This is a genomic window from Desertivirga brevis (genome assembly GCF_017355835.1).
In genome coordinates this window covers 345,266-358,137 of sequence record NZ_JAFEWF010000005.1, presented here as the reverse complement: position 1 = coordinate 358,137, position 12,872 = coordinate 345,266, and the positions used below count along the sequence as shown (strand labels likewise).

At 40.0% G+C, this 12,872-nt stretch carries 10 protein-coding genes; 8 read left to right on the top strand and 2 right to left on the bottom strand.

The features are described from left to right. Positions 1 to 352 precede the first annotated feature (352 nt). On the bottom strand, positions 353 to 2,530 hold the full coding sequence (locus tag J4N25_RS14480; protein ID WP_207420383.1) for a TonB-dependent receptor plug domain-containing protein: 2,178 nt from the start codon (positions 2,528 to 2,530) through the stop codon (positions 353 to 355). Between the two features lie 62 nt (positions 2,531 to 2,592). Then, a complete protein-coding gene (locus tag J4N25_RS14475) occupies positions 2,593 to 2,901 on the bottom strand; it encodes a hypothetical protein (protein ID WP_207420382.1) in 309 nt (102 codons plus the stop codon). 174 nt (positions 2,902 to 3,075) lie between these two features. Here J4N25_RS14475 and J4N25_RS14470 point away from each other — a divergent pair, with 174 nt between their 5' ends. From J4N25_RS14470 to J4N25_RS14435, 8 genes are all read left to right on the top strand, one after another. After that, complete coding sequence (locus J4N25_RS14470) at positions 3,076 to 3,714, top strand: (2Fe-2S)-binding protein (protein ID WP_207420381.1); 639 nt, start codon at positions 3,076 to 3,078, stop codon at positions 3,712 to 3,714. Next, complete coding sequence (locus tag J4N25_RS14465; protein ID WP_207420380.1) at positions 3,711 to 4,694, top strand: FAD binding domain-containing protein; 984 nt, start codon at positions 3,711 to 3,713, stop codon at positions 4,692 to 4,694. Before J4N25_RS14470 ends, J4N25_RS14465 begins: the two co-directional genes overlap by 4 nt. Positions 4,695 to 4,708: 14 nt before the next feature. Further along, positions 4,709 to 6,949 (top strand): xanthine dehydrogenase family protein molybdopterin-binding subunit, encoded by a 2,241-nt coding sequence (locus J4N25_RS14460; RefSeq protein ID WP_207420379.1) that lies wholly within the window; start codon positions 4,709 to 4,711, stop codon positions 6,947 to 6,949. A gap of 184 nt (positions 6,950 to 7,133) precedes the next feature. Beyond that, positions 7,134 to 8,192 (top strand): PAS domain-containing protein, encoded by a 1,059-nt coding sequence (locus J4N25_RS14455; protein ID WP_207420378.1) that lies wholly within the window; start codon positions 7,134 to 7,136, stop codon positions 8,190 to 8,192. A gap of 93 nt (positions 8,193 to 8,285) precedes the next feature. Continuing rightward, a complete protein-coding gene (locus tag J4N25_RS14450) occupies positions 8,286 to 8,645 on the top strand; it encodes a response regulator (RefSeq protein ID WP_207420377.1) in 360 nt (119 codons plus the stop codon). Between the two features lie 52 nt (positions 8,646 to 8,697). Beyond that, positions 8,698 to 10,245, top strand: a complete 1,548-nt coding sequence (locus J4N25_RS14445; RefSeq protein WP_242695750.1) for a PAS domain-containing sensor histidine kinase — start codon at positions 8,698 to 8,700, stop codon at positions 10,243 to 10,245. After that, positions 10,235 to 10,597, top strand: a complete 363-nt coding sequence (locus J4N25_RS14440; RefSeq protein WP_207420376.1) for a response regulator — start codon at positions 10,235 to 10,237, stop codon at positions 10,595 to 10,597. Before J4N25_RS14445 ends, J4N25_RS14440 begins: the two co-directional genes overlap by 11 nt. 19 nt (positions 10,598 to 10,616) lie before the next feature. After that, positions 10,617 to 12,827 carry an ATP-binding protein gene (locus J4N25_RS14435; protein ID WP_207420375.1) on the top strand — a complete coding sequence of 737 codons (2,211 nt, stop codon included), beginning with the start codon at positions 10,617 to 10,619 and terminating at the stop codon, positions 12,825 to 12,827. The last annotated feature ends 45 nt before the right edge of the window (positions 12,828 to 12,872 follow it).

The following is a 12,872-nucleotide window of genomic DNA, read 5'->3' as shown; positions in this document are numbered from 1 at the left end:
AATGATCTCTTTAAATGCTAAAAAAATTAGTATTATTGTTTCGGTTGACCTTCATCTAGAGTAATGCAGGAATTATCTATTTCTGTTCATATATCACAAGCAAAGGTTTAATAGTAATGAGGAGATCTTGATAGCCAGGGTTGTATGATTAGATGTATTAGCATTAATAATGGTTAAGAAATAAAAAAGCCTACCGTATGGGACAGCAGGCTAACCTAAACCTAAAAACTTCACAAAAAACCCGTGAAGTGCTTGTCTTTCAAGAGCAAGCATTCAAATATTGTAAAATTATTTAAAAAATAATAACATCGATTTAATTTGAAATGCGTTTCTGTATTTATAAATTACTCGATTATAGGCGAAGTTTCAACCCTCCATTCACCACAAAGCCATCTAAAGGTGCATAAATGTCTTTGAAAACGGGATTAGAAATACTTCCTGTATAAATACTGTCAAAGCGTGTTTGTCTGGTGTCAGTGAAGTTCTCAAAGTTGATATAAAGCGAGAACTTGTCCCATAATTTTTCGGCCATAAAGCCAAAAATCCAGTACGGATTTCCATTGGTTCCGTCATTCAACTTCTGTTTGCTATAATAATAAGCTTCTGCGCCAAATTTCCATTTATCTTCCACTTCATACATCAGGACATTATTTAAGCGATGCTTCGCTGTAAGAGGGTTTTCGCGTAAAACGTTTCCTATATGTATTTGAGCATCTGTAAAACTATACCCTAAAAATAATTTTAGGTCCTGATATGTTAATTTCAAGTTTGTTTCCATCCCGCGGGTATCCATATGACCAACAAGGTTGTTAAATTTATACTGGTGGTTACCATGCTGCTCAAGCGTCAATGGGGCATTTAGGAAAGTATAAAAGAAAAGTTGATTGATACCAAGGCTAACCCTCTCGTTAAATAAAGTGGTACGATAATTAACATCCCAATTAAATCCGTAACTTTTTTCAAGTTTATTAGTGTTACTGGAAACAGGCAGCACATTTTGATACTGAATTCGCTCACTTTCTTCGGTAAAGATAGTTGGAGATTTATAGCCTAAGCCGCCGCCAATTCTTGAATTAAATTGCTCAGTTATTTTGATTAAACCTGATGCTCTAGGCAACAACACAAATCCGTAATCAGCTACATAGTCAGTTCTTATGCCGCTTTCCAACTCTAACCATTCCGTAATATGAATATTATTTTGAACAAATGCACCAACTGTAGTTTGTGAATAATCACGTAAAGGAAATGAATTTCGCGATTTCTCTTTAAATTGGTCTGTCCAAAGGTTTAAACCTGCTATCCATTCCGATCGTTTGCCACTAAGTGAAATGTTTGCCTCTGTAAATGATCCATATTGTATACCATTAAAGGCATAGCCCGGAACACTTATACTCCTGTTAAAATAACTAACGCTATTACGAAAATTGAATGCGGTGTGACCGTTCATTTTGTGATTTAGAGAAAGTTGGCTGGATATCCGCTCCGTAATATTTTTCTCAAAAAAACTGTGAGCCGGATCATTACTTCCATTTATGTAATGCAGATCTCCACCAATCCTTTTTTCGAAAGTTGAATTAAGCCCGATATTTAGTGAAGTCTTTTCATTTAGAAAAAGAAAGAGTTTTGGATTAAATGTATACCTCGAAAACTCGGGAATGGCTGTCAGGTCAACGTTACCAGGAGCATAAGGGCGATTGCTATTTCTTGCGGCAAATATTGTTAGTCCAGCTTTACCGTAACTCTCCGCATAAAAACCATTCAAATCCAGTCCTCCTGCTGTGGTACCATTTAAATGAAAATTCAATTCACGTTCTTCTCTCGGTGATTTACTGACTAGATTTACCAATCCTGCTATTGCACCTCCTCCATATAGCGTAGAAGCCGATCCTTTGATCACTTCCACCTGTTTTAGGTCTAATGGAGGCGTCTGTAATAAACCCAGTCCACTTGCTGCTCCTGAAAACAAAGGAAAGCCGTCTTTGAGTATTTGAGTATATCGCCCATCCAGACCCTGAATTCTAATAGAAGCATTTGCACTGGTTGCAGACGTTTGTTGAGTTTGAATACCCGTGCTTTCATTCAAAATCATACGAATGTCCCCCGGCTTCATGTTCCCCTTTTCATCCAGCTCCTCTCCGGCGATAACCTCGATCCTTGTGGGGATATTAGCAATGGTCCGGCTGCTACGCGTTGTAGAAACCACAACTTCCTCCAGCTCCTCTCCCTCTGCTTTTTCTAATAGAACCAATAGATCAACAGGTTTTGTTTCAAAGAGTGAGACTCTATCCTCTTTTGTTTTATAGCCGATATAACTGTACCGTATTTCGTATACTCCGTTAGGGATATTTAAGAAAACCGCTTCACCCTTGGTATCAGTTATTGCTACTTTATTAATTTTTGGAATAGTAACCGTTACACCGATAAGTGGCTCAGCTGATTCTATGTCTTTTATCAATATTTTAATAGTGTTTTGTGCAAAGGCAGATAAAACAAATGCCATCGCAACAAAAAGCATGATAATTCTTTTCATTGAAAGTTGTATAATCCCTTCTGGGAGTTGGTAAGATTAAATTGATAATAATTAGTGAAGGTTTAAGCTGCTTTTGGGGGTTGCCAAATAGAAACGGCAAATTGAATGCTATAGGTAACTGAATAAGCCTCGTACTTCTCTGATTTGATAAATGAGATATTTAGCACATTTAATATCGAGGGAAGTATAACGGAAAAAGGGCAGCGGGCACAGTGACAGAACGGAGAGCAAGGTTTCTCATCAGGATGCTTACCGTTGTCCGCCTGTCCAACTTCTTTTCTTACATTTCTTTCATAACTATCCAGATCATTACAAAGATCTACTCCCGTAATGAGCATTAAAATCGTCATGAAAATTGCAAGTACTTTCATCAGCGCAAAGATAATAAGTGAATTTTTATTAACTATTGATTTGACGAGAGATTAATGGGTCTCCATTATTCGTGGAACGAATCCTAATTACAAATAGTTTAAACAAAGAGGTTGCTACTGTAATTAGTAATTCGTAATACCCTCAATATTAATCCAGCATTTGAACTTAATAGCATGGACAGATCAAATCCAAAGAACCAGAAAGGCGGTGAATTAAAGAATGAGAGCCGGCGGGATTTTCTGAAACAGTCGGCAGTATTGACTGGAGTTGCGTTAACTCCCTCAGTAGCAATAAAAGCAGCAGACAAACAGTGGGACGAGAAACTTGCGGAAGCACTTGAAAAGATTCCCTTGAAATTAAATATAAATGGTGAGAGTAAAAGTCTAATGGTAGAGCCAAGAGTTACTCTTTTAGATCTTTTAAGGGAACAGCTGAACCTCACAGGTACTAAAAAGGGTTGCGATTACGGTCAGTGTGGAGCTTGTACTGTACACGTAAATGGAAAACGCGTTTTGTCTTGTCTTACTCTGGCTGTAATGCAGGATGGTCAGAAAGTTACAACTATTGAAGGCCTTGCCCAAGGAGATAAACTGCATCCAATGCAGGAAGCTTTTCTAAAACATGACGGCTTTCAATGCGGATATTGTACACCTGGTCAGATCATGTCTGCTGTGGCTTGCATCAGGGAAGGCCACGCCGGTTCTGAAGACGAGATAAGAGAATTTATGAGTGGTAATATTTGTAGATGCGGAGCCTACCCTAATATAGTTAATGCAATAGTAGAAGTAAAGAACGGAGGAAGGAAGGTATGATCCAGTTTCAATATACCCGTGCTACTGAAACCAAGGCGGCCATAGATGCAATTTCTAAAGATAGATCATCGATGTTTATTGCAGGAGGAACGAACCTTGTAGATTTGATGAAGCGAGGTATCATGATGCCTGAAAGAATTGTTGATATCTCACGGCTTCCTTTAAACCAAATTTCTTCAGATGATAAATTACTAAAAATCGGCTCTTTGGCTTTAAATAGCGCTGTGGCCGAAAATAAGCTGGTGCAGCAGAAACAGCCATTACTAGCGCAAGCTCTTAATGCAGGAGCATCTGCGCAGATAAGGAATATGGCAACTGTTGGAGGGAATATGTTACAACGGACTCGCTGCCACTATTTTTACGACACTTCACTCCCCTGCAATAAAAGAGAGCCTGGAAGCGGATGCGGAGCTCTGGAAGGATTTAACAGGATGCATGCCATTTTTGGATTCAGTGACAAGTGTATAGCCGTCCATCCCAGCGATATGAGCGTAGCCTTAGTTGCTTTGGATGCATCGGTATTGGTAGACGGACCAAGAGGCCAGCGCCGGATTCCTTTTATAGACCTTCACCGTCTTCCGGGAGATAAACCTGAAATAGACACCAATTTGATGGCGGGTGAATTGATTTTGGGTGTAGAAATACCTGAGAACACTTTTGCAAAAAATGTATACTACCTAAAGGTTCGCGACCGGGCTTCTTATGCTTTTGCACTCGTTTCAGTGGCCGTAGCTTTACAAATTGAAAAAAAGGTGATCAAAGATGCCCGGCTTGCATTGGGCGGAGTAGCTCATAAGCCCTGGCGTTTAACCGAAGCAGAGCGTTCCTTAATAGGAAAGCCTGTGTCTGAATTCAGTTTCCAGCAAGCGGCACAGATTGCAATGAAAGGCGCAAAAGGATTTAAATATAATGAATTTAAGTTGAAGCTAGCTCCTAATTCTATTGTACAGGCATTAAAGGTTGCATCAAAATTGGTTTAAAAATCAGACATTCCATGAGCAGGTTTTTCGATAAAGTTATAGGAGATCCCCTGAACCGTGTAGACGGTAAACTAAAGGTAACAGGTGCAGCCAGATATTCTGCCGAGTACCAGTTACCAAATATAAGCTACGGTGTTATCGTATCCAGTACTATAGCTAAGGGAAAAATTCGCTCTATTGATTCTAGGGCAGCACTTCGAGCTCCAGGGGTAATTGCGGTGATTTCCCATGAAAACGCTATAAAGGTTCCGGGATGGGCAGATAATGAACACCCAACAGAACCTCCAACTGGTGGACGGCCATTAAGGGCCTTCTACAATAACCGTGTCTACTCCAACGGCCAGCCAATAGCCATTGTCGTTGCCGATACCTTTGAACGAGCAAGGTATGCTGCAATGCTGGTTAAAGCAGAGTACGACACGGACAAGCATGAGACAAACTTTGAAGAGAACAAGGGAAAGGCTGTAGTTCCTGCTGTGGTAAAGAAAAATTCTAAGTCGGGACTTGCAGATTATGAACGCGGAAAAGCTGATGGTTATAAAAATGCGGCTGTTAAACTGGAAGCAGAGTACGTCCATCCTACCGAAGTACATAATCCAATGGAATTGCAGGCAATTACAGCATATTGGGAGGCAGATGACAAGCTGGTCGTTTATGATAAAGTGCAGGGGACAAAGCCTACTCAGCAGGCTTTTGCCAACGAATGGAAGATCCCCGTGCAAAATGTAAGGGTGATCTCTGAGTTTGTTGGTGGCGCTTTTGGAAATGGCTTACATAACTGGCCCCATGAAACCGCTGCTATTATTGCTGCAAAGATGGTGAAACGGCCGGTAAAAGTTATGCTAACGCGCGAACAGATGTTCTTTATGGTTGGTTACAGACCTTATACCTGGCAAAAAATAGGGATTGGTGCAGATAGGGATGGTAAGATCACCGGTATTTATCATGAAGCCATCGGCCAGACTTCATCTTATGAGGAATTTACGGAGTCTACCCTGCAGCAAACGAAAATGATGTATACGAGTCCAAACCTTGGTACGAAATACCGGCTTCTGCCGTTGGATGTAAGTACACCTATATGGATGCGGGGTCCTGGAGAGGCTACCGGAGCTTTTGCTTTAGAATCAGCAATGGATGAACTTGCCTTCGCGCTAAATATTGACCCTGTACAATTCCGTTTAATGAATCATACGGATACCGACCCTGACAAAAACCTACCATGGTCTACAAAATATCTAAAGGAATGTATACACGCAGGAGCTGAAAAGATCGGATGGAGTAAACGTTCCTTAAAGCCGGGAGGTGTTAAGTCTGGAGAATGGCTGGTTGGCTATGGCATGGGAGTAGGTACTTTTGGAGCACACAGGGGGGCGGCAGCTGTAAGGGCTAAACTGTTAGCTAATGGAAATGTGGTATTTCAAAGCGCAGTAACTGATATTGGTCCTGGAACAGGAACAGCTATGGTGCAGATCGCGTCAGAGCATTTGGGTTTGAGCCCCGATAAAATTACATTTCAACTTGGTAATTCTGATTTTCCTCAGGCACCTAATCAGGGTGGATCAGCTACAGTGGCCACTGTAGGCTCTGCAGTAGTAGCTACCTGTAAGGCAATGAAGGAAAAGCTTCTCGCAATGGCCCCCGCCTCCGATAAACGTTTTGCTAATTTGAAACTCGAAGATATTACTTTCGACAAAGGCTTTATATCACTTTCCAAATCTCCTTCAGTAAAAGTGTCGTATACTGAGGTCCTTAAGAAACAGAATCTCTCAGAGTTAGATGTGCTTCAAGATTCGAAGCCTGATCAGGAAGCTTCTAAATACTCAAGATATTCTTTTTCTGTCCACTTTGCCGAAGTACATGTTCACCCATTAACTGGGCAAGTAAGAGTTAAAAAAGTAGTAAGTTGTGCGGATGCAGGAACAATAGTAAATAAGAAAACCGCGGCCAATCAGTTGATAGGGGGCGTTACCGGGGGAATTGGAATGGCTCTTCAGGAAGACGCAGTGATGGATCACCGCTACGGTAGATACGTTACAAAAGATCTGGGGGATTATCACGTCCCTGTTCACGCTGACGTGCCTCCTATTGAGGTGTATTTCGTAAACAAGCCCGACTATATCGTGGATCCTATGGGAACTAAAGGCCTTGGTGAAATTGCTATTATTGGCGTTGCCCCGGCTATTACAAATGCTATTTTCAATGCCACAGGTAAACGGATAAGGGAGTTACCTGTTACACCTGATAAATTAATTTAATAATTAAAAGATAGTTTCCATTCCTCTTTGTTTACCCCCAAAATGATTTGATTATTAATTAGTAGTAAATTAAGTATTTGTAAATCAGTTTTTTGAAAGATTTTCAATCGGTCAAAAGATCCGTATTTATACTGAAACCGTATTTATACTTATAATTGTATAATCGTTAATTCTAAGTTTAAGTATGGGTAAGGATACGGAGGAGCTGGGATTTAAAATACTTGCTAACACAAAAGCTTTACTAGGTTATTGGGATAAGAATATGGTCTGCCGCTTTGCAAATCGAGCATATGAGGAATGGCTCGGAATAAAGCCGGAAGATATTGTAAATAAATCCACGTTAAGAGAATTTCTAGGTCCCATTTATGATAAACACCTGCCGATGATACGGAAGGTCTTCCAAGGTGAGCCGCAAGCTTTCGAACGGGAATTTGTAATTCCAGGAGGCGGAATTCGCAGGGCTATTGTTAGTTACACACCAGACATAATTGGAGATAAGGTCGAAGGCTTTTATGTGCATGCTGCCGATATCGTTGCGCCCGTCGCGCCAATGCATTCTGGTGTTCAAGGGGTAAAGTATAGAGATCATGCAATTGAAATTATTAAAACTCTTCAGTTAAATGTCCTTTCCAGGTTTCCTGGCATTGAGCAAATGGCCAAAGATGAGGGTATCTCTCAATCGAAATTAAAACGTGACTTTCGTAATAAAACTGGATTAAATCCATTCGCCTATTATCGACGGCTGCAAATGGAGTTTGCTCATTCTTACCTTAAAGAAAATCGATGCAGTCGGAAACAAATGTCAGCTCTATTAAATTTTGCTAATCCATCCAACTTCTCAACTTGTTACAATAACTATCTTCGGGAAAGGAGTTTAGAGGAGGGTAATGCAAATTTAGCTGATAATCGATACAAGATTTTTATCGAACAACTCCCCTTCCCTATTGCCATGGTGGATAATGATTTAAGAGTTCTTGCAGTTTCTGATAGATGGCTATCCTTCGATTCCAGAAGGAGACAAGATATATTCGGCAAGACGGTTTTTAATTTGTATCCGGACATTCACCCAAAGTGGAAATATCTAGCAATTGAGGCTTTGAAAGGCCGGCGTTTCTCTTCAAATCATAATTACTTAAATAGTAGTAACAGTATTCGTCTTGTAAAATGGGAACTGAAACCCTGGTATAACCATTTAGAGGAAGTAGGTGGTTTAATTGTATATTTTGAAGATACGAGAACCTGAACTGTTAGTATCCTGCCTCCAGCAGGTATTATTTAAACTTTAGCAGGTAGGAAATTTTTTTTACCTGTTTTACCTTGGCACCCTACTTACTCAATGAAAAAAGTACTTATTATCGAAGAAGATTTAAATATCGGTGAAATTTTTTCACTGGTTTTAAGCGAGCACTTTTTTGTTAAAATACTTTATACGATCAATAATGCTTATTTCGAAATAGAAAAGTTTCAACCCGATCTTCTATTGCTTGACCACTGGTTGGGAATAGCTAAGCTTTCATCTCTCATAGTTAAGCTTAAAAATGAAAAGCAATTGGCTAATATCCCAATTATTATATCATCCACAGACGACCGAATAAAAGAGGTTGCAGAACAATTGGAAGCAGATTCATGTTTGTCTAAACCTTTTGATCTTGATCATTTGCTCGAACTGGTCAGGGAGCATTTGGAGCTAAGATGATACCAAACTAATTTGAAGATTTAAGGGTTAACAAATTAAACACAACTACAAATTGAAAGAAGAGTTACATACAGATCCTTCTTCTCCTGGAAATGACAACGAGCTTGATTTGATGCGAAAGGCGCTTGATGCTAGCATTACAGGTGTCATCATTACCGATAATTTACTAGAGGATAATCCTATTATCTATTGTAATGCTGCTTTTGAACGCATGACAGGATATGTCAGACATGAGGTTATTGGAAGGAATTGCCGTTTTTTACAAAAGGAGGACAGACAGCAGGATGCGAGGTTGAAGATAAAGGAAGCCGTTCAAAAAGGATTGCCCTGCACGGTTGAAATTAGGAATTATAAGAAGAACGGTAATTTTTTTTGGAATGAGCTATACGTTACTCCAATTAAAGATCCTACGGGTTTAGTTACTCATTTTGTGGGGATACAAAATGATATCTCGGCTAGAAGAAGGGCTAAGGAAGACCTGGAGCGGATTCAGAGAGACACTGAAAGACTTGTACAAGAACGCACCCGTGAATTGAGGGAGAGTGAAGAATACCTTCTTAGTATAATTCAAACTGTTAGGGAATGCCTGGTGGTACTGGATGATCAAATGAATGTTCTCACTGTTAATGATCAATTTATAAGGGTATTTAAAGTGTCAAGAGCTGAAACAGAAGGTACAAACCTATTTAATCTTGGCAATGGACAATGGGCTATAGAAACGCTGCGCAACCTGCTTGAAGATGTTCTTCCCACTAATAATCCTGTTTTAGATTTCGAAGTAGAGCATGACTTCCCTCATATTGGTAAGAAGCTTATGCTTTTAAATGCCCACCGCGTTGAATTGGAAGGGCAGTATAAGAATCATGTTTTGTTGGCTATTGAAGATATAACAGATCGTCGTGAAATTGAACGTCGGAAGGATGACTTCCTGTCTATAGCGAGTCACGAACTTAAAACTCCACTAACAACTGTTCGAGGCTTCATTCAAATCCTGCAAAAAACCCCTTCCTCACAGCTTCCGGAACAATTTACATCGGCCCTTGAGAAAGCAAATACCCATATTCAACGCCTGGGAAATTTGATTAACGAATTGCTGAACGTTTCGAAGATCCAGTCAGGAAATATTGAGATTTACCGCGACTACTTCGATATTAATTCTGCCGTTTCGGATGCTATAAATGCTTTCCAGGAAGGCTTTAAAACCCATTCAATAATGCGGAAGGGTAATGGTCCGCAAAAATATTACGGTGACGAGTCGCAAATAGTTCAGGTGATTAAAAATCTTATCTCTAATGCTATCAAATATTCTCCGGAGGGAAAAGAGGTAATTGTTACTATTTTTGTTGTAAGCGATTTTATAAAGATATCAGTAACTGATTTTGGAGTAGGGATCCGGCCTGAAGAACAAAGCAGAATATTTCAGAGATTTTACCGGGTTACAGAAACGCAGAAAGCGTTTCCTGGAATGGGGATGGGTCTTTATGTTTGCGAGCAGATAGTTAAAAATCATGGCGGTACGTTATGGGTCGACAGCGAACCCGGGAAAGGTTCCACTTTTAGTTTTACCCTCCCCTTAGTTATTCCTGCCGATGAAAAATAAGACTATTCTAATATGCGATGACGATGAGGGAATTTTAGATTTGGTTTCTATTATTCTCGAAGAAAGCGGCTTTCAAACGGTTTGTGTTCAAAATAGCCTGGAGATATTTAAAAGGATTTCTGAGAAAGATCCCGATTTGATCTTTCTCGATCTGTGGATGCCTCAACTGTCAGGAGACCAGGTTCTTAAGGCAATAAGGGAAGACGCATCGTCTTCAGAAATTCCGGTGATAGTTATGTCTGCAAGCCGGGATGGGGCATATATTGCCCAGCAGGCCGGGGCTAATGATTTTCTTGCAAAGCCCTTCGATATTGATGAATTAGTACATAAAGCAATAGCGCTCATGCGCTAGCTATTTGAATTTTATAATAATGCCTAAGTTTAAAGTCGACCTAAGTAATTGCGACCGCGAGCCAATTCATATTCCAGGTCAGGTTCAGTCCTGGGGGTTTATAGTGGTTGTAAATGCTACCAGTAATATTATTAATTATGTGAGTTCTAATATCCTGGATCATCTCAATGTAACTGCAGGATCCATTTTAGGACAAAGTCTTGCGACTTTTGAACAAAAAATTTCCAGTAAAGAGAATCCTAATCCCCTTGCCGCTTTTGTAGAATCAGCAAAAAGGAAACAAGAAAGTGAGTCGTACCAAATTTACTTCGAGGAGCAGCGGTTTGATCTAATAATTCACTGCCATAGCCAGCAAATTTATTTGGAATTTGAATTAAGGATAGAAAGTGAAGTTCCTGATATTCACAACCAAATCGGCCGGCATGTTTCTGCAATCCTTGCTACCAGTAATCTTCCTGATATACTTAGCCGGGCAGCCTCTATTGTTAAGCAATTGATCGGTTACGATCGGGTGATGATCTATAAATTTATGGAGGACGCCCATGGCAAAGTGGTTGCTGAAGCAAGAAATGAGGATTTGGAACCTTTTTTGGACCTCCATTATCCAGCATCCGACATTCCTGCCCAAGCTCGTCTTTTGTATAAAGCGAATAAAGTGCGCCTGATAGCTGATGTATATTCATCCACTTCAGCTATTTTAGCTTTAACTGACAACCCTGTTGACCTTACCCATTCCGTTCTTCGGGCTGTTTCCCCAATACACATCCAGTATCTTAAAAATATGGGAGTTGCTTCAAGCTTCAGCATTTCCCTTATGTGCAAGGGTGAGTTGTGGGGGCTTATTGCCTGCCATAATTATACCCCTAAATTTATAAGTCACCGTGTACGCGAGGGAGCCAGACTACTTGGACAGATCATCTCATCTTCCGTTGAGTTTAAGGAAGAAGAAATTGTAAATGCTGACCAAAAAAAGCATAAAGCAGTATTTGAGAAAATAATTTCAGAGCTGCGACTTGGAGTTGATATTAAGGACGCGGTATTAAACCCTTCTGTTTCCTTTCTGCATATTGTAAAGGCAACCGGAGTGTTTATGCGTTATGAAGGGAAAGTGATTAAAGACGGCATTATCCCTTCTGCTGATCAAATCGAGAAGATTATAGAGTGGGTCTCCGAAAAACAGGACGAATCGCTGTTTCATACAAATAAGTTGGTTGATATAATGCCCTCGGCAAGCGAATTTGCAAATATTGCGAGTGGAATACTAGTCTGTACGATATCAAGGGAGCTGAAGGAATATATTATCTGGTTTCGGCCTGAGTACGCCGAAAGCATTACATGGGCAGGTAACCCGGATAAACCAGTAGAGGTGGACGAAAATGGAGAACAAAAGATTTCACCGCGCAAATCTTTCGAAAGCTTCAAAACAATAGTTCAACATACAACGGAACGTTGGAAGGTTTACGAACAAAATTTGGCAGAGCGTTTTAAAGAAGAATTGCTATATATTATTAATAAAAAGGCAAGTGAAATAAGAGTTTTAAACGAGAAGCTGAAAGAAGCTTACGATGAGTTAGAAACTTTCAGTAGTACAATATCACATGATTTAAAAACTCCATTAACAGTAATCAAGAGTTATGCGCAACTCCTGGAGCGAAATAAGTCATTAGATGATGATGGGAAGAACTTTGCTGCCCGGATCAGTTTTGGTATTACCCGGATGAATACACTAATTGCCGAAGTTCTGGACTACTCCAAGGTTGGTCGATCGGAAATAAATTTTCAGCCAATAGATATGAGTAGTTTGCTTCACACAATAAAGAATGAGGTGGCTACAGCTTTCAATAATCCTAATATGGTCTTTAATGTTGGAGGTACTCCCGTTGTTTATGGTGACCAAACCATGATCTACCAAGTATTTCTTAATTTAATAAGCAACGCCGTAAAATATTCAAGGCTTTCTAATCCATCGATCATTACTATCGAGGGTTCGGAAAATGAATATGAAGTGGTTTACAAGGTGCAGGATAATGGAATAGGAATCGATCCAAAACATTATAATAAAGTATTTGAATTGTTTAAGAGGGTTAATGTAAAAACTGATTACGAAGGCACAGGCGTCGGATTGGCAATCGTAAAACGGATCCTGGAAAAGCATAAAGCTAATATCTGGATTGATGGAAGGCCGGGAGTTGGTTCTATCTTCTGGATTAAATTTAGGAAGCCACAATAATTGAGTAGGACGGTCTGGAAACATAAAAACAGCGGTACCGTGGGA